Below are 21146 nucleotides of genomic sequence, written 5' to 3'. Positions count from 1 at the left end.
GGCCTACTTCAGGACCTCGCGCAGGCGGGGCGCGAAGGTGGCCGGGTCCTCCACGAAGGCGATGTGCCCGCCCGGGAACACGGCGCGCTCCGTGCCCAGCTCCGTGGCCAGGGCGGCCGACGTCCGGTCACAGATCTGACCGGTGGAGTCCTCCCCGACGGCGACGACGATCCGTACACCGGACGAACGCAGCGCGGCGAGATCCGGCTGGAACAGGGTGGTGCCGCGCATCTCGTGCAGGAACCAGAACCGCTCGTCGGCCTCCTGCTGGGCGTCCGGCGGGGGCGGCGCGGCCGAGGGGTCCATCGGGATGTTGGCGTTGACCAGGAACTTCATCCAGGCGCCGGGCACGTCGCCGGACGCGTAGGTGGCGATGATGTCCTCGATCGCCACCCGCTGCCCGGCGGCGTCGGGCAGGAGCTCCGTCACCGGCGGCTCGTGAGCGACGAGCGTGTGCATCACACTGGGATGCGACTGCGCCAGCGCCAGCCCGGTGACGGCGCCGCCGCTCGTGCCGAAGACGGCGGCGGGACCGGCGTCCAGGTGGGCGATCAGCGCGGCCAGGTCGGCCGCGCGCAGCTGCGGGGTCGAGTCCGCGTCCGGGTCGTCGGGGACGCTGCCGCCGACGCCTCGAGGGTCGGTCGTGAGGACGGTATGGTCGGCGGCGAGCAGGTCGGCCAGCGGCGCGAGGAACCTGGTGCCCATCGGGGCGCCGGCGAGCACCAGCAGCGGACCCCGGCCGCGCACCTCGTAGTACAGGGTGGCGTCGGGCACGCGCAGCGTGTGGTTCATGAACTCCTCCAGACAAGGGCGGTGGAAATGTCAGTCGGAACATCGGTCGACAGTGAGACCGGCGCCGGGGCGCAGAATCGTCGCGATCCCGCCGACGAGTTCACGAGACTGGTCGAGCCGCTGCGGGCGCAGCTGCACGCGCACTGCTACCGGATGCTGGGCTCGGTCCACGACGCCGACGATGCGCTGCAGGACGCGCTGCTGCGAGCGTGGCGCGGGATCGGCGCGGTCAAGGAGCAGGGGTCGCTGCGGGCGTGGCTGTACACCGTCGCCACCCGCACCTGCCTGGACCTCGCCGCGGCCCGGGGGCGGCGGGCGCTGCCGATGGACCTGGGGCCGGCCAGCGAACGCGTCGAGCTCGCGCCCGCCCCGCTGACCGAGGTGGCGTGGCTGGAGCCCTACCCGGAGGCCGTCTATGAGCGGCGCGAGACCGTCGAGCTGGCGTTCGTCGCGGCCCTGCAGCACCTGCCGGGCAACCAGCGGGCGGCGTTGCTGCTCTTCGACGTGCTGGGCTTCTCCGCCGCCGAGATCGCCGCGATGATGCGGACCACGCCCACGTCGGTGAACTCGGCGCTGGCCCGGGCCCGCCGGCTCGTCGCGGAGCGCGTGCCGGCGCCGACCCAGCAGCGGACCCTGCGCGACGTCGGCGACGCGCGGGTCCGGGAGCTCGTCACCCGCTACGCGACGGCGATGGAGCGCGGCGACACGGCCGGCCTCGTCGCGCTGGTGACGCAGGACGTGACCTGGTCGATGCCGCCGCTGCCGCACTGGTACCGCGGGAAGGCCGCGATCGAGTTCGCCGCCGAGCTGCCGCTGAAGCGCTGCGGCTCATGGCGGCACCTGCCGGCGACGGCGAACGCCCAGCCCGCCGTCGCCTGCTACCTGCGCGACGGCGGCACGGGCCCGCACCGTGCCTGGTCGGTCAGCGTGCTGACCCTGCGCGGCGAGCGGATCAGCGCGATCACGTCGTTCATCGGCGAGGAGCACTTCGACCGCCTCGGGCTGCCGTTGACGCAGTGACCGTCACGCGCTGCTGCGGCGCAGGCGGATCCAGCGGTACCCGTAGCCGGCCAGCCGCAGCGCGGTGAAGTCGCCGGCCAGGTCGTACTCCCGGTCGGCGAAGACGTCGTTGGGCAGGTGCGTCTCCTTGGCGAGGTCGCCGAGGTCGACGACGGCGTCCTCGGTGCCCAGGTTGTGCAGGAACAGCACCGAGCCGGTCGGCCCGTCGGCCCGGTGGGCGAGGACCCCCGGCGGCAGCTGCCGGTCGACGCACGTACACACGCCGCCGCCGACCTCCGGAATCTCCCGGAGGGTGCGGATCATCCGCTCGAACCACGCCAGCAGCGACCGGTCGTCGTGCCGCTGGGCGGTGACGTTGACCTTCTCGTAGCCCCACTCGCCCTTGCTGATGACCGGGCGGATGGGCTCGGCGTCGCTGAACCCTCCGTTCTTCGCGAACGACCACTGCATGGGGGTGCGGATGGCGTACCGGCCGGTCTGGGTCAGGTCCTCCCCCATGCCGATCTCCTCGCCGTACCGCAGCACCGGGGTGCCCCGCAGCGTGAACTGCAGCGAGTAGGCCAGCTCCAGGCGGCTCCGGTCGTTGCCGAGCATGGGTGCGAGACGGCGGCGGATGCCCCGGTCGTACAGCCGCATGTCCTCATCGGGGCCGAACTGCGCGAACACGTCCTCGCGCTGCTCGGCGGTGAGCCGGGACAGGTCGATCTCGTCGTGGTTGCGCAGGAACGTCGCCCACTGCCCGCCCGGCGGCAGCTTCGGCGTGGTCCGCAGCCACTCGATGACCGGCTCCGGGTGCTGCCGGGCCAGCGCGAGGACGAGGCGGCCGTTGAGCATGAAGTCGAACAGCATGTGGATGCGGTTGCCCGACCCGCCGGAGTCGCCGAAGTACTCCGGCAGCTTCTCCGGCTCCACGTTCGCCTCGGCGAGCAGCACCGCGTCGCCGCGCCGCCACTGGATGTGCTGCCGCAGCTCGCTGAGGTAGTCGAAGTCCATCGGGCTTTCGGGGACCCCGGGCTCCGTCAGCTCGATGATGAACGGCACCGCGTCCATGCGGAACCCCGCGACGCCGAGCTGGATCCAGAAGGCCAGGATCTTCTTCACCTCGGCCCGCACCAGCGGGTTGGCGAAGTTGAGGTCCGGCTGGAAGTCGTAGAAGCGGTGGTAGTACCAGGCGCGGGCCTTGCGGTGGTACGTCCACGTCTCCTTCTGCTCGCCGGGGAACACCATCCCCTGGTAGCGGTCGGACGGCTCGGTGTCGGCCCACACGAACCAGTCGCGGTACGGCGAGTCCTTCGACGCGACCGCCGACTGGAACCACGGGTGCTCGTCCGACGTGTGATTCACCACCAGATCGATGATGACCTTGATCCCGCGGTTCGCCGCCTCGTGCAGCAATTCGGCGAAGTCGCCCAGCGTGCCGAGCCGGGGATCGACGTTGTAGAAGTCCGTGGCGTCGTACCCGTCGTCCTTGCCGGGTGTCGGATGGATCGGATGCAGCCACAGGCAATTGATCCCGAGCCTGGTCAGGTAGTCGAGGCGACTGATGAGACCTTGAAAGTCGCCGATGCCATCGCCGTTGGAGTCCTGGAACGTCTCGACGTCCAGGCAATAGATGACACTCTCGGTGTACCAGCGCTCGCCCATGTGGTCCGGGGTTACCGAATCGGGCTTCACGCAAACGCGCGCTTGCGTGCCCCCGTCCCGACCGCGAGGATGGCTCCCGGGGGGCTGATGGTCGACTTCGCCGGCGCGCTACGTGACGCCATCCAGGCACGGGGCCTGGGACTGGAACGCATCCAGGAGCGGCTTCGCGCCGAGGGATATTCAGTGAGTCTCGCCACGTTGAGTTACTGGCAGACCGGACGCAGCCGTCCCGAGCGGCGTGAGTCCCTGGCCGCCCTCGCCGAGCTCGAGAAGATCCTGGAGGTCGAGCCGGGGTCCCTGGCCGCCCTCGTGGGGCCGCCGCGCCCGCGCGGCCGGCACCTGCACAAGAGCCAGGAGGCACCCGGCCTGGGTGCGTTCTGGTCCGAGCAGGACCTCATCACCGACCTGGCGCAGGGTGTCGACACCCGCTGGGACGAGCGGCTGACCCGGCTCAGTCAGCACGACCGGGTCAACGTCGGGCCGGAGCGCGAGGAGGTCTCGTTCCTCGTCCGGCAGGTGTTACGGGCCGAGGCCGACGGTCCCGACCGGTATGTCGTGATCGTGCGCCTCGACGAGCTGGAGCACCCGCTCCCGCTGATCACCGCGGTCCGCAACTGCCGCCTGGGCCGGGTGGTCGAGCACGTGGAAAGCGCGTTTCTCCTGGCGGAGCTGCTCTTCGACCGCCCGCTCGCCAAGGGAGAGACGGTCATCACCGAACATGCGCTACATAATTATCCGCCGTTTCCGACCGCGACCAATTATGAGCGCAAGTTTCGGCTTCCAGTGCGTGAATACGTGCTCGAGGTGTGTTTCGACCCGGCAGCGCTGCCGCGGGCCGTCTATCAGTTCCAGCAGATGGACGGCCAGACCGAACAGGTGACCCCTAACGAGGTCGATGTGGGCAATTCAGTCCACGCGATCGCACTGGACTACGGCCCGGGTCGTTACGGGTTCCGATGGGACTGGGACTGAAGTTCCTGCTGCTCAGATCGTCTTGGGCAGCTGGGAACAACGGGGCGCCGGTGTGACCAGCGCCCCGCCTCTGTTCCCGGACATTACCGGCGTCACCATCTGAACGGCTGGGATGTCGCCGCGACGGTAAGGGTGGAACGCATGTGCCGCCTCCACAAGGAAGTCGTTTTCCTTGCCAACGACGTTAATGGCGGCCCACGATCGACCGGAAGATCTGTCCCCCGCTTAACAGTTAACCCTCGACCCCGCCGCGCCGTTAACAGTTAAGTATTGGAAATAGACCGTTCACGAAGCGACCAAGCCCTCCGCCACCCCACCCGCCCGCAGCTCAGACCCCCAACGGCCCGGTGGCCCCTGCCACCCCGGTTATGTCGACTCGCTCCGCTCCCCGACATAACCGAAATTTCGGTTATGTCCGCGCCGCGGACATAACCGGGAAGGCAGCCGGCGAGGCCGACGCGATCCCGGCCGCAGCACCACACCACCCCGCGCTGCCTGGCCACCCCCGAGCAGCCGGCGATCACGCGGCTGCGACGCACACCGGACCGGCTGATCCAAGGACGGATCTGGCGGTGTGGGTGGCCAGGGCCGTCCTTCGATCAAGTGCTCGGGACCGGCAACGACGGTGCTGCTGAGATGTGCGCCGGACCAGTTGATCCAAGGACGGATCCGGCCGCGCGGTGGCCATGACCGCACTTGATCGAGCGCCCGAGACCGACGGCGACGCTGCGATGTGCACCCGACCGCATGGTCCAAGAACGGATCCGGTCGTACGGGTGGCCAGGGCCGTCCTTCGATCAAGCGCTCGCGGGCCGGCGACAGCGGTGCTGCCGTGATGAGCACCAGACCGCGTGAACCAAGGACGGATCCGGCCGCGCGGTGGCCATGACCGCACTTGATCGAGCGCCCGAGACCGACGGCGACGCTGCGATGAGCGCCCGACCGCATGATCCAAGAACGGATCCGGTCGTACGGGTGGCCAGGGCCGTCCTTCGATCAAGCGCTCGCGGGCCGGCGACAGCGGTGCTGCCGTGATGAGCACCAGACCGCGTGAACCAAGGACGGATCCGGCCGCGCGGTGGCCATGACCGCACTTGATCGAGCGCCCAAGACCGACGGCGACGCTGCGATGCGCACCCGACCGCATGATCCAAAGACGGATCCGGTCGTGCGGGTGGCCAGGGCTGTCCTTCGATCAAGCGCTCGCGGGCCGGCAACAGCGGTGCTGCCGTGATGTGCGCCCGACCGCGTGAACCAAAAACGGATCCGGCGGCGCGGTGGCCGCGACCGCACTTGATCGAGTGCCCAAGACCGGTGGCGGCGCTGCGATGTGCGCCCGACCGCGTGATCCAAGAACGGATCTGGTCGTGTGGGCGGCCAGGGCTGTCCTTCGATCGTGTGGTGAACGGCGTCGGCTTGGGTGTGCCCGCACGCTGCGGTCCGTGGGCGGGGTGGGCGACCACCGGATGCGGCGCGGATGCGGCGCTTGGCCTGGCTCGCGTCTCGGCTCGGGCAGTGCGCCGCGGAGCGGCGCATTGGGGTGCGGATGAGAATCCCGGCCGGGACCCGCCGTGCGAGCGGTCGGGTGAGAATCCGCGCCGGGACCTGCCGCGGCAGCGGTGGGGCGGAAGCACAGCGGGGGGAATTACGGCCGGGCGGTCGCACCCGCCAACTTGTGCGACCGCCCGGGGCATGTGGGCCGTCGGGTCCGGCTGGCGCTGGGCTCGGTGGCGGCCGGGCCCAGCGCCAGGTTCCAGACGGCGTCTGCGGGTGCTGCGTGGGTCAGGACAGCCGCAGCCAGGCTGAGGCGTCCACGGGGAGTGTGCCGTCGGCGTTGAGCGGCACGCTGCTGACGAGCACCTCGCGGTGCGGCGGCAGCTGGGCCGGCGCCGTGCCGAGGTTGGTGACGTTGGCGAAGGTGTCGTCGCGGGCGAAGGCGAGGACGTCGGGCGCGGAGTCGAGCCACCGCATGGGGCCGTCGCCGAGGGAGGGCTCGGCGCGCCGGATGCGCAGGGCCTCGCGGTACAGCTCGAGGAACGACCCCTCGACGCCCTCCTGCGCGGCGACGGTCTTCGACGCCCAGGCGGCCGGCTGCGGCAGCCACGGCTGGCCGGCGGCGTCGGCGGGGCTGAAGCCGAAGGGGGCCGAGTCACCGGACCAGGGCAGCGGCACCCGGCAGCCGTCGCGGCCGGGGTTGGTGCCGCCGGAGCGGTGGTACATCGGGTCCTCGCGGAGGGCGTCGTCGAGGTCCTCGACCTCCTCCAGGCCCAGCTCCTCGCCCTGGTACAGGTAGACCGCGCCGGGCAGCGACATGATGAGCAGCGCGGCGGCGCGGGCGCGGCGGCTGCCCAGCGCGAGGTCGGAGGGCACGTTGTAGCGCTTCTCGGCGAAGGAGAAGTTGGTCGACTCGCGGCCGAAGCGCGTGACCTCGCGGGTGACGTCGTGGTTGGACAGGACCCAGGTGGCCGGGGCGGAGACCGGCGCGTGCACCTCGAGGGTCATGTCGATCTCGTAGCGGAGCTTGTCGGCCTCCCACGGCGCGTTGAGGAACGCGAAGTTGAAGGCGGTGTGCAGCTCGTTGGGGGCCAGGTAGCGGGCGAAGGCCTCGTGGTCGGGCAGCCACACCTCGCCGATGAGGGCGCGCGGCGGCGTGTAGGTGTCGGAGATGCGCCGCCACGCCTGGTAGACGTCGTGGATGCCCTCGTTGTCCTCGTACTTGTCGCTGACGAGGGGGTCCTTGATGAGGACGGCGGCCGAGTCGATGCGGATGCCGTCGATGCCCCGGTCGAGCCAGAAGCGGACGATGTCCTCGAACTCGTCCCGGACCGCCGGGTGGTCCCAGTTGAAGTCGGGCTGCTCGGAGGCGAAGAGGTGCAGGTACCACTCGCCGTCGGGGACGCGGGTCCAGGCGGGGCCGCCGAAGATGGACTGCAGGTCGGTCGGCGGCTGCTCGCCTTCCGGGCCGCGCCCCTTGCGGAACCAGAAGAGGTCACGCTCGGGCGAACCGGGCGAGGACGCGAGGGCCTTCTGGAACCAGGCGTGAGCGTCGGAGCAGTGGTTGGGCACGATGTCGCAGATGACCCGGATGCCCGCGGCGTGCGCCTCCTCGATCAGCTTCTCGGCCTCCGCGAGGGTGCCGAAGATCGGGTCGATGGCGCGGAAGTCGGCGACGTCGTAGCCGCCGTCGGCGAGCGGGGACGGGTACCACGGCACGATCCAGATCGCGTCGACCCCGAGGCCCGCCAGGTACGGCAGTCTGGATCGCAGGCCCGCCAGGTCGCCGACGCCGTCGCCGTTGCCGTCGGCGAAACTACGCAAGTAGACCTGGTAGATAGCGGCGCTGCGCCACCAAGCCTGGTGGTGTTGGTCGGCCACGTGGAACCTGCTTTCTCACACTCGGTGTTGCCTATGCCCGAAGGTGTTGCCTGTACACGACAAGGTGGATCTGACGAAGGGCTAGCCCTTCACGGCCCCTCCCAGTCCGGCGCCCGAGAGGAACAGTCGCTGGAAGGCGATGAAGAACACGACCGGGATGAGCGTCGAGATCGCGAGCGCCGCGAGGAACACGCCGAGGTCGGTCTGCGACGCGATGGCGGGCAGGCGCACCGACAGCGGCTGCTTGGACGGGTCCTTGAGCACGAGCATCGGCCAGAGGAAGTCCTTCCAGCTGGCGATCGTCGCGAACACCGACACCACGCCGAGGATGGGCTTGGACATCGGCAGGACGACCGACCAGAACAGCCGGAACGAGCTGGCGCCGTCGACCCTGGCGGCCTCGAACACCTCGCGGGGCAGGCCGTCGAAGAACCGGGTCATGAGCACGACGTTGAAGGCGCTCGCGCCGGACGGCAACCACACGGCGAGGAAGTTGTTGATGAGCGAGGTGCCGACCACTGGCGGGTTGAGGATCGTGAGGTACAGCGGCACGAGGAGCACGACGCTCGGCACGAACAGTGTGGCGATCACCAGGCCGTTGACGATCTTGCCCCAGGCGGGCCGCAGGACGGACAGCACGTAGCCGCCGGTGGTCGCGACGAGCATCTGGACGAACCACGAGCCGGCCGCGAGCCAGATCGTGTTGAGGAAGTAGTGGCTGATCTGGACGTCGTTCCACGCCTCGGAGATGTTCTCCAGCCGGACGCCGTTCGGGAAGATGGCCAGCGGCGTGCGGATGATGTCCTGCGTGGGTGTGATGGCGAACTTCGCCAGCAGCAGCATCGGCCCGACGCCGACCAGGAGGAGCAGGGCCATCAGGAGCCCGTGCAGGAGCGTCATGGTGCCGCGGATGCGCGGGTTCTGCCAGTCCTTCGCCGAGACGTAGCCGCGGGTGCCTTCCGGCTGCGTCTTCTTGGGCTTGCGCGCCGGCCGCCCGCCGAGGACGGCACCGCCCGGCCCCGCGGCGACGGGCGTCTGGATCGACCCGCCCGCGTCCGCCCGGTGCCTGGAGGGATCGGTGACGGTCATGGTGGTCCTCTTCCCCTCGGAGCTGTGCTGGCCGGTCATGCGTCCTCACTTCGTTCCGGGCGCATGACCAAACACTGCGCCACCGATGACCGGCCCGAGCCGCTTCGCTGACCGGTCATGACTTGCTCCAGCCGGACGTGAGCTTGAAGTACACCAGCGACAGGATCGCCAGGAACGTGGCGAGCAGGACGGACAGTGCGGTCGCGGCGCCGTAGTTCCCACCCAGGGACCGGCCGAACGCGTAGTCGTAGATCATGAGCAGGATCGTGATGGTGGCGTTGGCCGGGCCGCCGCCGGTGAACAGGTAGGGCTCCAGGAACACCTGAACCGTACCGATGATCTGCAGGATGAACGTGATGAGCAGGACGCCGCGCAGCTGCGGCATGCTCACGTGCCACACCTTGCGCCAGATGCCGGCCCCGTCGACCTCGGCGGCGTCGTACAGCTCGTCCGGGACGCTCAGCAGCGCGGCCAGGTAGATGATCACGGTCCCGCCGGCGGCGGCCCAGGTCGCTTCGAGCACGAGCGACGGCATGACGAGCGTCGTGTCGGACAGCCAGGAATACGGGCCGAGCCCGACGTACCCGAGGATCGTGTTGAACACACCGTCCTGGGAGCCGTCGTAGAAGAACTTCCACAGCAGCACCGCGACGACCGGCGGCACCACGACGGGAAGGTAGGCGAGCACCGAGAACACGCCCTTGCGCTTGCGGACCGAGCTCATCAGCACCGCGGCCACGAGCGGGATCGGGTAGCCGAAGATCAGGGCGAGAAGCGCGAAGTACAGCGTGTTGAGAATCGCCGTGGGCAGGTCCGGATCGGTGAGCACGAACTCGAAGTTCTTCCAGCCGACCCACGTCGGGTCGCCGACGAGGTTCGTCTTCTGGAAGCTCATGACGATCGACCGGAGGATCGGCCACCACGAGAAGATGCCGAAGACGATCAGCAGCGGCAGCGCGAACAGGACCGAGCTCAGCCCACCCCGCTGGACCCAGGTGACCGGGCTGCGCCGGCGGACCTGCCGGGTCACCTCACCGGTCTGCCGCAGAGCGCCGGGTGCACTCACGACCACATCACTCCTCGTCCTGGTTTCGGGGGCAGAGCCCCCGGTGTGGGCCGCGGTGTTCCCACGGCCCACACCTTGCGGGTTTGTCTGTCAGTGGAGCGAGGATCAGCCGGCGGCGTCGATGGCGCGCTGCGCCTTCGTGTTGGCGTCGGTGAGGAGCTGGTCGATGTTGGCGTCCTTGTTGGTGAGGACGGCCTGGACGACCGAGTCGAGCGCCTTGTAGACGTCCTGCGTGGCGATGGCCGGCTCGTTGACGAGCTTGGCGTCGAAGACCTTGGTGGTGAAGCCGGTCATCTGGTCCAGCGGCACGTTGACGTACGACTTGATCCAGTCCTGGTAGGTCTGGTACTGCTGCTGCGAGAAGATGGGCAGCTCAGGGGTACCGACCGGCTGCTTGCTCGCAACCTGGATCTCGGCGTTCTTCTTCGCGGCGTCCTGGTTGGTGTACTTGCGCAGGTAGTGGTAGTCGATCCACTTGACCGCCGCGGCCTTCTCGTTGGCGGTGGCCTTGTTGGACACGGCCGCCATGGTGCCGCCGCCGAGCACGCCCGCGTCGCCGCCGGTGAGCGGGATCATCGTGAGGCCGTACTGCTTCGGGTTGATGTTGTTCGTCTGGACCAGGCTCGTGTAGACGTCCTGACCCGAGGTGTACATGCCGACCTTGCCGGCGGCGAACGCCTGGTTGATGCCGGTCCAGTCGTAGTCGAAGTTGGCGCCCATGGCGTTGTCGGTCCAGCGCAGGTCCTTCAGGAACTGCAGCGAGGCCTTGGTGGCGTCGTTGGTGAGCGTGGCCTTCTTGCCGTCCTCGAGGCGACCGCCGCGGGCGTACGTGTCGACCGTCAGCTGCCAGCCACCGGTCGCGTCCTTCGCCATCTGGGCGAAGCCGGCCACGCCGGGGTTCTTGGTCGCGATCGCCTTGGCGGCGGTGCGGACCTCGTCCCAGGTCGTCGGCGGCTTGTTGGGGTCGAGACCGGCGGAGGTGAACAGGTCACGGTTGTAGTGCAGGCCGACCGCGTAGACGCTCTTCGCCGGGATGGCGTAGGTGTGGCCGTCCGGGCCCTGGCCGTACTGCAGCAGGTTCTTGTTGAAGTTCGCGGCGTAGGAAAGGCTGCTGAGCGACGACTGCATGTCGGCGATCTGGCCGTTGGCGATCAGCGTCTTCGCGTCGGTGAAGGGGATCTCGAACACCGTCGGCAGCGTGCCACCCGCGAGGTCGGCCGCGAACGTGGTGGCCTTCCACTCGTAGTCCTTGGTCTTGACCGTGATGTTCGGGTTTTCCTTCTGGAAGTCCGCCACCTCGGCCGCGAGCGCCTGCTGCGCCTCGGGCTTCGCGCCGGGGAGCAGACCCACGACGTTGAGCGTGACGGCGGCGTTGGTGTCGGCGCTTTCCTTCTTGTCGTCGCCGCACGCGGTAAGCGTGCTGGTGAGCGCCAGCGCACCCGCGACGGCCAGCGCCATCGTGGTACGTGAGTACTTCATCGTCGCTCCTTGTTTGGGGTGTGGAGAAGTTCCGGCCCTGCACTGACTGGGCCGATCGTTCGGGGCTGTGCGGGGCGGGGCCGGGGCGTCCTACCTGGACCGCTCCGCACGGATGCGCAGCATGGGGTCGGCTGCCGGTATGCACTCGTTCGTCAGGTGCGTTGCTGTTCGGTTTCCGTCTCATCGCGCCGGCGTTTCCGCCTGGCGTAGGCAAGAGATTAGGCTCACTCGCCACAAGAAGTCCATGGGCCGTTGCAAAATTTTAATGATCCATTGGCAGTCGCTTGCATGGACCCGCTCCCACGGTCCGGGGACTTGCACGAAAGCGGCCGAAAGCGCGCAGCGAGGGCCAGAGGTCGTTGACCGCACGCGGTCGCAGGATCGCGGTGCGCAGCGGACACCTTCTTGCGGACACAACGAAAGAGCGCCACGACTCCGTGCAGGAGTCGTGGCGCTGCGCTGAAACCGGGAGGAACTACGCGGCCGAGACCGCCTTCGTCGCCTTGGGCGCGGGCACCTTGAGCGCGCCGGTGGAGCCCCGCACGACCAGCTCCGGCTCGAAGAGCATCTCCTCGGTCGGCACCAGCGTGCCGGCCACCTGGCTCACCAGGAGGGTGACGGCGGCCTGCCCCATCGCCTGGATGGGCTGACGGACGGTGGTCAGCGGCGGGTCGGTGCAGTTCATGAACAGGGAGTCGTCGAAGCCGACCACGGAGATGTCGTCGGGGACCTCACGGCCCAGCCGGCGGGCCGCCCGGATCGCGCCCAGCGCCTGCACGTCGCTGGCGCAGATGATGCCGGTGACGCCGTGCTTGATGAGGCGCGTGGCGCCGGCCCGGCCACCCTCCATGGAGAAGATGACCCGCTCGACGTCCTCGGCGTTGACCGTGTCGCTGTACTGCGCGGCCGCCTCGAAGGCGGTCAGCTTGCGGTTGGACGGGGCGTGGTCGGCGGGGCCGAGGATCAGCCCGATCCGCTTGTGCCCGAGCGACACCAGGTGGTTGAACGCCTGGTCCACGGCGTGCCCGTCGTCGACCGACACGCGTGGGAAGCCCAGGTCGTCGATCGCGGCATTGACCAGCACGGCGGGCAGGCCGCGCTCGTGCAGCCGGTGATAGTGCTCGTGCTCCGCGGCGGCCTGATGGTAGAGCCCGCCGCAGAAGATGATGCCGGACACGTGCTGGTCCAGCAGCATCTCGACGTAGTCGGCCTCCGAGACGCCGTCCGCGGTCCGGGTGCACAGCACCGGCGTGAAGCCGCGCTTGGACAGCGCGCCGGCGACCACCTCGGCGAACGCCGGGAAGATCGGGTTCTGCAGTTCGGGCAGCACCAGCCCAACGAGGCGGGCGCGCTCGCCGCGCAGTTTCGTCGGGCGTTCATAGCCCAGGACGTCGAGCGCGGTGAGCACAGCGGTGCGGGTAGCGTCGGAGATGCCGGGCTTGCCGTTGAGCACCCGACTCACGGTCGCCTCGCTCACGCCGGCGTACTTCGCCACCTCAGCGAGTCGTCGAGTCATGCCCGCAAGCGTAGTGCATGACTACGCAATTTTTTGCACGATGTCGCCCACCCAACCTCGGGAACACCGATCATGCGGCTGCGGCCATCGGAAAACCGGTACAAAGGCCGCAGCCGCGGCAGCGATCAGCCGGCGAGCGCGATGGAGATCTTCCCGGCGCCGTATCCGGAGACGTCGACGATCAGATCGAGCCGCCGCCCCAGCGCCAGCAGCCAGTTCACCGCGTCGGTCGGCGCCTTCTCGCCCGGCAGGAACGTCTGGTACAGCTTCAGGCGCGGCACACCCTCGCGGTTGAGCAGACCGGCGAGGATGTTGCACACCTCGATGGCGTTCTCGCCGATCATCTTGGAGATCTCGTTGTCCTCGATGCAGGCCTCGGCCCCACCAGGGGGGATCAGGCCGATCGCGGCGCCCGTGTAGGCGGTGAGCCCGAAGTCCATCCCGATCACGGCGAGCAGCTGCGAGCGTTCGTCGGTGTACAGGGCGACCAGGGTCTTGGGAACGTCGGCGGCTCGGAGGGGCTCGGCCGGGTTGACCTGGACCGGCCGGCCGAGAAGATCGTCAAAGAGATCCTTGACAGCCTTGGGAACGGGCAGAACATGCGACATAGCTCAAATCATCCCAAAATTGGGTCGAGTGCGTCCTTGAATGTGTCCGCTGTGAACGGCTTGGTGACCAGAAACAGTGCCCCCGCGTCCTCGGCCGCCTGCCGCATCTCGGGCGTGCCCTCCGAGGTGACGAAGCCGAACGGCACCTGGTCGCCGTTGGCCCGCAGCATCCGCAGCACCTCGACACCGGTCAGGTGCGGCATGTTCCAGTCCGACAGCACCAGGTCCGGTTTCTCCGACACGGCCTTGTCGAAGGCCTCCTGCCCGTCGCACGCCTCGACCAGGTCGTGGCCCTCATAGCCGGCCTGCCGGAGGGTCCGCGTCACGATCTGCCGCATGACCCGGCTGTCGTCGGCGATCAGAATCTTCATGCCATTGCTCCAGCGAGATCGGTGGTGCTTTCCAGAACGGTCACGGTGACCGACTCGTCCATCCAGGTACCTTCGAGGTGACACACCTCGGTCACGTGCGGGTAGCGGCCCTGCGTCCCCTCGACGTGCACGTGCGGCAGCGACAGCGCGCTGGGCTCCGGCAGGAGGCTCTTCACGTTGCCGCCGATGATGTTCGCCAGCTCGCCGAGGGCGTCCGCGACGTCCTCCTCGGCCACGTCGTCGAAGTCGATGCCCAGCAGCGCCGCCGCGACGTTCCTGGACGCCGCGTCGGAGCAGCTGACCAGGACGTGGCCCCGCCAGGCGCCCGTGACGGACACCGAGGCCGTGACGTCGGCCTGATGCTTGTCGGCGGGGAGCGGCACGAGCGGGCTGGCGCCGTCCAGGTCGAGATAGGAGGACCAGACCTGTTCGGCGATGACCTTCAGGTCATCCTCGGTTGGGTTCGTCATGCTGCGACTCCGTTCGGGACGAGGCCGAGCAGCGCCAGCTTGTCGATGATCGCGTCCGGTGTGAACGGCTTGATCACGTACTCGTGCGCGCCCGATGCGAGGGCCCGCACGATCTGGCTCTGTTCGCTCTCCGTCGTGACCATCATCAACGTCATCCCGCGCAGGCGGGGTTCGGCGCGGACCGCGGTCACGAACTCCAGCCCGTTCATCTCGGGCATGTTCCAGTCGACCAGCGCCAAGCCGGGGATCTCGCCGTCACCGTCGAGAACGTTGGCCGTGAGGTAGTCCATCGCCTCTTGGCCGTTGCCCGCCTCGACCACATCGAAGCCGAGCTGTGCCACGATCCGCTTCAAGATGAGGCGCATCGCGCGCGAATCGTCGATCACCATGGTGAGCATCTGGCGTCACCCCTTTCCTACTGCGCTCACGGAAGCGGCGGTCTTCGGTGCGGTCCGCAGCTTGTAGGCGGACGTCCGGCCGGCGACCACCCGTTCGAATCTGTCGTCGATGCCGATCGTGGTCTCGGCCGAGCCGAGAAAGAGCCAGCCGTCGGGTCGCAGCGTGCCCGCGACCCGCTGCAGGACGGTCCGCTTCGTCTGGACATCGAAATAGATCAGCACGTTGCGGATGAACACGATGTCGAACGGGCCCATGGAGGGAAACGGCGCGGCCAGGTTGAGCCGGCGGAACGACACGTTCTTGCGCAACGACTGCGCGACCTGCCAGTGCGCGCCGTTGCGCTCGAAGTGCTTCACCAGCAGCGGCGCCGGCAGTCCCCGGTTGACCTCCAGCTGGGAGTACTGGCCGGCCTCGGCGCGGGTCAGCATCTCGGTGGAGATGTCGGTGCCGATGATGTCGAAGGACCAGCCGGGCGGCAGGTTGTCCTGGAGCACCATCGCGATCGTGTACGGCTCCTGGCCGCTGGAGCTCGCCGCCGACCAGACCTTGATCGAGCGGGTGGAGGCCCGGCGTACCAGCAGATCCGGCAGCACGGTGTCGACGAGCTGCTTGAAGGGCTCGCCGTCGCGGAAGAACGACGTCTCGTTGGTGGTGAGCGCATCGACGATCTTGCGGTGAACCTCGGGCTCGGGCCGCTGCTGGGCGCGGGCGACGAACTCCGACACGCTCGGCAGGCCGGACTGCCTGGCCAGCGGCAGCAGGCGGGCCTCCACCAGGTACTCCTTGCCCGCCTCGAGCACGATTGCCGCGTCGCGCCGAACGAGGCCGCTGATGAAGGCGAACTCCTGGGCAGTCAATGTCATCGGGTCACCTCCATGGATTTCGCACCCCGGCCTCCGGCCGTACGGCTGATGAGATGGTGGGCGATCTCGCCCAGCGGCAGGACGGTGTGCGCGAGCCCCGCCGTCGCCACCGCGCCGGGCATGCCCCAGACGACCGAGGTCGCCTCGTCCTGCACGACGATCTCCGCGCCGGCCGTCCGTAGCTGCTCGGCGCCCCGCTTCCCGTCCTGTCCCATCCCGGTGAGGATGATCGCGAGGGTCGCGCCGCCGTACGTCTTCGCCACCGAGCGGAACAGCACGTCCACGGCCGGCCTGCAGAAATTCTCCGGCGGGCCGGTGTTGAGCTTGGTGATCACCTCGGTGCCGCGGCGGTGCACCTCCAGGTGGAAGTCGCCAGGAGCGATGTAGACCGTGCCGGGCCGGACGGCCATGTCGCCGGTCGCCTCCACGACCGTCAGCGCGGCGGTGCGGTCGAGCCGGTCGGCGAACATCTTGGTGAACACCGGCGGCATGTGCTGCACCACGACCACCGGCACCGGCAGGTTCGCCGGCAGCGCCCGCACGACGGTCGTCAGCGCGTCGGGCCCGCCGGTGGAGCAGCCGATCGTGACGACCTCGACCCGGTCCGACCGCGGCGCGGTGCGGACCGGCGCGGAGGTGGGCGGCGCGGTCGCCGGCGGGCGGGTCGCGGTGGGCAGGGCGTTGCCGCCGGGGCGGGCGAGCGGCGGCGCGACCGCGGTGCCGGCGCCGAAGACGCGCGTTTTTGGCCCGATGTTGGGTCCGGTGCCGATCGGTGGCCGCGCCGGGGCGAGCGTGGAGCGCCGGCCGCCGCACAGGGCGTGGATCCGCGGGATGATCTGCTCACGGACCGACCGGATGCTCTCCGCGACGCTGCCGACGTTGGCCGGCTTGGTCACGTAGTCGCTGGCGCCCGCGGACAGCGCGTCCAGGGTCGCCGTCGCGCCCGCCGCCGTCAGCGTGCTGAACATGATGACCGGGAGCCGGGCGTACAGGGCGCGGATCGCGCGCAGCGTCTCGAGACCGTCCATGATCGGCATCTCGATGTCCAGCGTCACCAGGTCGGGGCGGAGCTGCTCGATCTTGGTCAGCGCCACCTTGCCGTTGGGGGCGGTGCCGACCACGCGGATCTCCGGGTCGTCGCTGAGCGCGTCGGTGATCAGACGCCGGACGACGACCGAGTCGTCCACCACCAGAACCGAGATCACGCGCCCTGCCTCCAGCACCGGGGGCCTCAGAAAAAGCGAGGCCCGTCACGTTCCAGCGGGCTAATCGGCGGTGCTCTGGGGACGATGAGGGAAATTCCAAAAGAACCGCCCCTGCCCGGAGCAAACCGGACAGGGGCGATGTTTGAGCCGGAGAAGCCCGGTCAACAGGAACCGCGCCGTCGAGACCCCGGAGCAAACCGGACAGGGGCGATGTTTGAGCCGGAGAAGCCCGGTCAACAGGAACCGCGCCGTCGAGACCCCGGAGCAAACCGGGCAGAGGGCGTCAGCGACCGCGCCGTCGCGGCCCGCGCGTTTCAGACGGACAGCGGGCCCATCGCGGTGAAGTACGGGTCGAGCAGGCGGCGCGCCGTGGTGGAGTCCAGCAGGTCGCGGACCATGAGCGCCTGGACGGCGCCGCTGAGCAGGTTCCACACCCCGCCGGCCCGGTCGCTGACCGGCACGCCGGAGCGGTCCAGGGCCTGCACGAGCAGCAGCTGCGCGGCCGCGCCGGCGCGGACCCGGCCGGAGAGGAAGACGGCCCACGACGCGGAGTGCACGGCCGGCGCCCAGTCGGTCAGGCCGGGGCGCGAGGTGTCGGTGACCTTGTTGAGCTGACGGATCTCCGTGGCCGACAGCGAGCCGACGCGGGTCAGCAGCTGGCGCAGCTCGTCGCCCTGCGGGCCGAGGTCGTGCTCCGGCTCGGGCAGCGCGCGCAGCGCGGCGGCGTACGGGGCGCTCAGCCGGCGCCGCGACTCGTCGGTCAGCAGCTCCCGCAGGTAGGCGGCCGCGGCGGCGTCGGACAGCACGCCGGTGGCCTTGCTCGCGACCTCGCTCTGCCGCTGCCGCGGGGCGCGCACCTGCGGGGTCGGCATCGTCGCCTGCGGGGGACGGTTGCCCCAGGTCCAGTCGAGGATGTCGTACCGCAGGCAGTGCAGCAGCCCGTCGAGGGTGCCGAGCGGGGCGCGCTCGACGACAGTGAGCGCACCGGCGTCGGCGTTCACCGCGCGGCGCTCCTGAGCGGCGGCGTCGACGTCACGCCACAGGTCGACACGGTCCCAGTCGTCGTCGGCACGCGCCGACGCGACCGCGTCAAGGTCACTCTGAGTGAGCGAGAGTCCGCGAAGCAGCACATCGGCCGCGGCCGATCCGCCCTGCAGACGGGAGAGGTCGAAGCCGAGAACGGGGGCGCTAACCAGGCTGTACATGGCAACTAGTCTGCAACGCACCTGCACCCCGGTCTGTCAGCCAAAAGGGTCGCGGGCGGGGTCCTGCGAGCGTACCCCGCCCGGCCCGGTCAGATCTTGAACCGTGCGACGAGCGCGCGCATCTCACTCGACATGCGGGACAGATCAGAAGCCGCCCGTTGCGCCTCCGCTACGTTGAGTGATGTGTTCTGCGTCGCGGCGGCGACCGTGGAGACGTTCGTGGCGATCTCGACGGAGCCGGTGGCGGCCTCGCTGACGCTGCGGTTCATCTCGTTGGTCGTGGCCGTCTGCTCCTCGACCGCCGAGGCGATCGTGAGCTGGTAGTCGTTGATCCGCGAGATGATCTGGCTGATCTCGCCGATCGCGGCGACCGCGCCGGTGGTGTCGGCCTGGATCGCCTCGACCCGCCGGGAGATGTCCTCGGTCGCCCGGGCCGTCTCCTGCGCCAGGTCCTTGACCTCGTTGGCGACGACGGCGAAGCCCTTGCCGGCCTCCCCCGCCCGGGCCGCCTCGATGGTCGCGTTGAGCGCGAGCAGGTTCGTCTGCTCGGCGATCGAGGTGATGACCTTGACGACGTTGCCGATCTCCGTGGAGGACTCGCCGAGCCGGGCGACCGCCTGGTTCGTCGACTCGGCCGCCATCACGGCCTGCGAGGCGACCTTCGCCGCCTCGCTGGCGTTCTGCGCGATCTCGCGGATCGACAGCCCCATCTCGTCGGCGCCGGCGGCGACGGTCTGCACGTTGCGCGACACCTGCTCGGCCGCGGCGGCGACGAGGTTCGCCTGGTCGCTGGCCTCGCCGGTGCCGCTGGCGATCTGCGCGCTGACCCCGGTGAGCTCGCCGGCGGACGACGCGAGCGACGAGGCGGTGTGGTCCATCGTCTGCACGGTCGTGCGCATGCTCTCGGTGGCCTTGTTGAGCGCCTCGGCCATGACGCCGACCTCGTCGGTGGAGGTGACCTCGACCCGGTTGCTCAGGTCGCCGGCGGCGACGGCGCCGAGCACGTCGGCGACCCGCCGCAGCGGCCGCACGACCAGCGAGGTCACCCACAGGCCGACGCCGAACGCCGCGATCAGCCCGAGCACGGCCGCGGCGATCATCATCATCCGGCTGGCCTCGTAGTTGTCCTGCGCGGCCGCCCGCCACTGGTCGGCCTCGGCGATCTCGGTCGCCTGCAGCTTGTCGATCAGCTGCTGGGCCTTGACGATCTGCGGGGTGGCCTTGGCCGCGGCGATCTGCACGTAGAGGTCCAGCCGGCCGGCGTTGGCGGCGGGCACCATCTCGGTGTCGCGCACCGTCGCGTAGATCTTCATCGCCTCGGCGACCGCGTTGGCGTCGGCGGCCCGGTCGGCCGCGGCGCCCACGTTGTACCGGCCGATCGCCGCCGTGACGCTCGCCGCGGCGGCCTTCTGCTGGTCGGGTGACAGCGCCGCGAGGGTGTCGGTGATGCCGTCGCGGATGTCGGACAGGGCGGCGAACTGCGCGCTCTTGGCGGTGACCTTGCGGGTGGTCGCGTTGGCGTCGCTGAGCCCCTGGAGCCCGCCGACGGTCATCGCGATCATCGCGAGGCCGGCCAGGACGATGGCGCTGAGCACCTTCGTCCGCACCCCGCGGTTGGTGAACCAGCTCATGGACTATTCCTCGCGGTTGCCGGAGCCGGGCTGGCTGGTGTTGACGGCCTTCGTGGTGTCCAGCGCGAGCAGCAGCCGGCCGTCGAGCTTGAACGCGCCGGTGATGAGGTGCCGGCTCGGGCCGTGCAGCGTGTCCGGCGGCGGCTCGAACGTGTCGTCCTGCAGCGTGACGACCTCGCCGATCCGGTCGACCAGGAGCGAGACGGACTCCTCCTCGGTCTTCACGATCACGTTCATCGCCGGCTCGGCGCTCTTCGTGCGGGGTGGCAGCCCGAGCTGCACCCGCAGGTCGACCGCGGCGATCACCTGACCGCGGAGGTTGAACAGCCCGCCGACCGACTCCGGGGCGAGCGGCACGGGGGTGTACTGGTCGAAGGAGAGGACCTCCTGCACCTTGGCGACGTCGAGCCCGAAGAGCTGGTCGGCGACCTCGAAGGTGGCGTACTGGCGGCTGGCCATGGTCAGGCTCCGGCGTGCTGGTAGGTGTAGTCGGCACTGGCGTCCGACTGGTACGGGTCGTAGGGGTCGGTCGAGGTGTCGATCTTCGTGTGGAAGAGCGGGTCGGCGGCGAGGATGGCGCGGCGGACGTCGAGGAGCTCGGTGACGCGTTGCTGGATGACGGCGGAGCCGAGCAGGCCGTCGTCGCCGAAGTCGCGGCGGGAGTCGTCGAGGCCTTCCTCGACGATGTCGAGGATCTTCTCCACCGCCAGGGCGACGGACCGGCCGTTCTCGGTGTAGACGACGACCGGCACGGTCGGCCCGGACTCCGTCTCGTACGCGCCGAGCATGTGCGACAGCCGCAGCACGGGAAGGATCTGGTCGCGGTACTGCACAACCTCCCGGCTCCCGGTCCGCTCGATCCGCTCCACCGGGAACTCCTCCAGGCGCGTGACCATGTCGAGGGGGATCGCGACCCGCCGGTCACCCACACCGGCGATGAGGAGCCGGTCGCCGTTGCCGCTGCCGCGGCGCACGGTGGTGTCGCTGTCGGTCCGTTCCGCGCCGGCGGCGAGGTGCGCCCGCCGGGCGAGGGAAGCCACGTCGAGGATGAGCGCGACGCGGCCGTCGCCGAGCAGGGTGGCACCCGCGTACGTGCCGATGTCCTTGAACCGGGACGTGAGCGGCTTGACCACCACCTCCTCGGTGTTGAGCACCCGGTCCACCACCAGCCCGAACCGCTTGCCCTCCGCCTGCAGCACCGCGACGTAGACGTCCTTGTTGTGGTCGCCGTCCCGGTGCAGCCCGAGGGTGTCGTCGAGGTAGACGAGCGGCAGGAGCTTGCCGCGCAACCGGTAGACGGGGGCGTCCATCGCGTGCTCGACGACGCGGCCGGACTGGCCGTCGAGGTACACCAGCTCGTGCACCGCGACCTGCGGGATGACGTACCGTTCCTCGCCGCACTCGATCGTGAGCGCCTGAATGATGGCGAGGGTCAGCGGAA

At 69.6% G+C, this 21146-nt stretch carries 19 protein-coding genes; 2 read left to right on the top strand and 17 right to left on the bottom strand.

Annotated features, from left to right (window positions below; genetic code table 11):
• Window positions 1-3 precede the first annotated feature (3 nt).
• A complete protein-coding gene (locus ABD332_RS58575) occupies window positions 4-792 on the bottom strand; it encodes an alpha/beta fold hydrolase (protein WP_344515627.1) in 789 nt (262 codons plus the stop codon).
• 27 nt (window positions 793-819) lie between these two features.
• Between ABD332_RS58575 and ABD332_RS58570 the strand changes: the two genes are divergently transcribed.
• Window positions 820-1812: a sigma-70 family RNA polymerase sigma factor gene (locus tag ABD332_RS58570; protein ID WP_344515625.1), complete on the top strand. Its 993-nt coding sequence runs from the start codon at window positions 820-822 to the stop codon at window positions 1810-1812.
• 3 nt (window positions 1813-1815) lie between these two features.
• On the opposite strand, the gene ABD332_RS58565 is transcribed toward ABD332_RS58570, so the two are convergent.
• Complete coding sequence (locus ABD332_RS58565) at window positions 1816-3456, bottom strand: alpha-amylase family protein (protein ID WP_344515623.1); 1641 nt, start codon at window positions 3454-3456, stop codon at window positions 1816-1818.
• A 183-nt stretch (window positions 3457-3639) separates the two neighbouring features.
• Here ABD332_RS58565 and ABD332_RS58560 point away from each other — a divergent pair, with 183 nt between their 5' ends.
• Window positions 3640-4428: a hypothetical protein gene (locus ABD332_RS58560; protein WP_344515621.1), complete on the top strand. Its 789-nt coding sequence runs from the start codon at window positions 3640-3642 to the stop codon at window positions 4426-4428.
• A gap of 1782 nt (window positions 4429-6210) precedes the next feature.
• On the opposite strand, the gene ABD332_RS58555 is transcribed toward ABD332_RS58560, so the two are convergent.
• The 15 genes from ABD332_RS58555 to ABD332_RS58485 all read right to left on the bottom strand — a co-directional run.
• Window positions 6211-7803 carry a glycoside hydrolase family 13 protein gene (locus ABD332_RS58555; RefSeq protein ID WP_344515618.1) on the bottom strand — a complete coding sequence of 531 codons (1593 nt, stop codon included), beginning with the start codon at window positions 7801-7803 and terminating at the stop codon, window positions 6211-6213.
• A gap of 81 nt (window positions 7804-7884) precedes the next feature.
• Window positions 7885-8892 (bottom strand): carbohydrate ABC transporter permease, encoded by a 1008-nt coding sequence (locus ABD332_RS58550; RefSeq protein ID WP_344515616.1) that lies wholly within the window; start codon window positions 8890-8892, stop codon window positions 7885-7887.
• 115 nt (window positions 8893-9007) lie between these two features.
• Window positions 9008-9958 (bottom strand): carbohydrate ABC transporter permease, encoded by a 951-nt coding sequence (locus ABD332_RS58545; RefSeq protein ID WP_344515614.1) that lies wholly within the window; start codon window positions 9956-9958, stop codon window positions 9008-9010.
• A gap of 105 nt (window positions 9959-10063) precedes the next feature.
• Window positions 10064-11437: an ABC transporter substrate-binding protein gene (locus tag ABD332_RS58540; RefSeq protein ID WP_344515612.1), complete on the bottom strand. Its 1374-nt coding sequence runs from the start codon at window positions 11435-11437 to the stop codon at window positions 10064-10066.
• 475 nt (window positions 11438-11912) lie between these two features.
• Window positions 11913-12953, bottom strand: coding sequence for a LacI family DNA-binding transcriptional regulator (locus ABD332_RS58535; RefSeq protein WP_344515610.1), 1041 nt, complete (start codon window positions 12951-12953; stop codon window positions 11913-11915).
• Between the two features lie 125 nt (window positions 12954-13078).
• Window positions 13079-13561, bottom strand: coding sequence for a hypothetical protein (locus ABD332_RS58530; RefSeq protein ID WP_344515608.1), 483 nt, complete (start codon window positions 13559-13561; stop codon window positions 13079-13081).
• An 8-nt stretch (window positions 13562-13569) separates the two neighbouring features.
• Window positions 13570-13932: a response regulator gene (locus ABD332_RS58525; RefSeq protein ID WP_344515606.1), complete on the bottom strand. Its 363-nt coding sequence runs from the start codon at window positions 13930-13932 to the stop codon at window positions 13570-13572.
• Window positions 13929-14402: a chemotaxis protein CheX gene (locus ABD332_RS58520; protein WP_344515604.1), complete on the bottom strand. Its 474-nt coding sequence runs from the start codon at window positions 14400-14402 to the stop codon at window positions 13929-13931. Before ABD332_RS58520 ends, ABD332_RS58525 begins: the two co-directional genes overlap by 4 nt.
• Window positions 14399-14800 (bottom strand): response regulator, encoded by a 402-nt coding sequence (locus ABD332_RS58515; protein ID WP_327008657.1) that lies wholly within the window; start codon window positions 14798-14800, stop codon window positions 14399-14401. Before ABD332_RS58515 ends, ABD332_RS58520 begins: the two co-directional genes overlap by 4 nt.
• A gap of 6 nt (window positions 14801-14806) precedes the next feature.
• A complete protein-coding gene (locus ABD332_RS58510) occupies window positions 14807-15664 on the bottom strand; it encodes a CheR family methyltransferase (RefSeq protein WP_344515600.1) in 858 nt (285 codons plus the stop codon).
• Window positions 15661-16869 carry a protein-glutamate methylesterase/protein-glutamine glutaminase gene (locus ABD332_RS58505; RefSeq protein WP_344515598.1) on the bottom strand — a complete coding sequence of 403 codons (1209 nt, stop codon included), beginning with the start codon at window positions 16867-16869 and terminating at the stop codon, window positions 15661-15663. The genes ABD332_RS58510 and ABD332_RS58505 overlap by 4 nt, the downstream gene beginning before the upstream one ends.
• A gap of 314 nt (window positions 16870-17183) precedes the next feature.
• Complete coding sequence (locus ABD332_RS58500) at window positions 17184-18074, bottom strand: hypothetical protein (RefSeq protein WP_344515596.1); 891 nt, start codon at window positions 18072-18074, stop codon at window positions 17184-17186.
• Between the two features lie 89 nt (window positions 18075-18163).
• Window positions 18164-19705, bottom strand: coding sequence for a methyl-accepting chemotaxis protein (locus ABD332_RS58495; protein ID WP_344515594.1), 1542 nt, complete (start codon window positions 19703-19705; stop codon window positions 18164-18166).
• Between the two features lie 3 nt (window positions 19706-19708).
• Entirely contained in the window at window positions 19709-20164 is a 456-nt protein-coding gene (locus ABD332_RS58490) for a chemotaxis protein CheW (RefSeq protein WP_344515592.1), read from the bottom strand.
• Window positions 20165-20166: 2 nt separating this feature from the next.
• The coding region (locus ABD332_RS58485; RefSeq protein ID WP_344515590.1) for a chemotaxis protein CheW at window positions 20167-21146 on the bottom strand (980 nt) is incomplete at its 5' end.

Origin of the sequence: Dactylosporangium maewongense, assembly GCF_039531485.1 — a bacterium.
In the GTDB taxonomy this organism is placed as follows: domain Bacteria; phylum Actinomycetota; class Actinomycetes; order Mycobacteriales; family Micromonosporaceae; genus Dactylosporangium; species Dactylosporangium maewongense.
Note: the sequence above shows the minus strand (reverse complement) of the source record. Positions and strands in the feature narration are given on the sequence as shown.

Coding starts and splice junctions, on each gene's coding strand:
- ABD332_RS58575 (WP_344515627.1), bottom strand. CDS start 792: ATGAACCACACGCTGCGCGTGCCCGACGCCACCCTGTACTACGAGGTG.
- ABD332_RS58570 (WP_344515625.1), top strand. CDS start 820: ATGTCAGTCGGAACATCGGTCGACAGTGAGACCGGCGCCGGGGCGCAG.
- ABD332_RS58565 (WP_344515623.1), bottom strand. CDS start 3,456: ATGGGCGAGCGCTGGTACACCGAGAGTGTCATCTATTGCCTGGACGTC.
- ABD332_RS58550 (WP_344515616.1), bottom strand. CDS start 8,892: ATGACCGTCACCGATCCCTCCAGGCACCGGGCGGACGCGGGCGGGTCG.
- ABD332_RS58540 (WP_344515612.1), bottom strand. CDS start 11,437: ATGAAGTACTCACGTACCACGATGGCGCTGGCCGTCGCGGGTGCGCTG.
- ABD332_RS58535 (WP_344515610.1), bottom strand. CDS start 12,953: ATGACTCGACGACTCGCTGAGGTGGCGAAGTACGCCGGCGTGAGCGAG.
- ABD332_RS58530 (WP_344515608.1), bottom strand. CDS start 13,561: ATGTCGCATGTTCTGCCCGTTCCCAAGGCTGTCAAGGATCTCTTTGAC.
- ABD332_RS58525 (WP_344515606.1), bottom strand. CDS start 13,932: ATGAAGATTCTGATCGCCGACGACAGCCGGGTCATGCGGCAGATCGTG.
- ABD332_RS58520 (WP_344515604.1), bottom strand. CDS start 14,402: ATGACGAACCCAACCGAGGATGACCTGAAGGTCATCGCCGAACAGGTC.
- ABD332_RS58515 (WP_327008657.1), bottom strand. CDS start 14,800: ATGCTCACCATGGTGATCGACGATTCGCGCGCGATGCGCCTCATCTTG.
- ABD332_RS58510 (WP_344515600.1), bottom strand. CDS start 15,664: ATGACATTGACTGCCCAGGAGTTCGCCTTCATCAGCGGCCTCGTTCGG.
- ABD332_RS58500 (WP_344515596.1), bottom strand. CDS start 18,074: ATGTACAGCCTGGTTAGCGCCCCCGTTCTCGGCTTCGACCTCTCCCGT.
- ABD332_RS58495 (WP_344515594.1), bottom strand. CDS start 19,705: ATGAGCTGGTTCACCAACCGCGGGGTGCGGACGAAGGTGCTCAGCGCC.
- ABD332_RS58490 (WP_344515592.1), bottom strand. CDS start 20,164: ATGGCCAGCCGCCAGTACGCCACCTTCGAGGTCGCCGACCAGCTCTTC.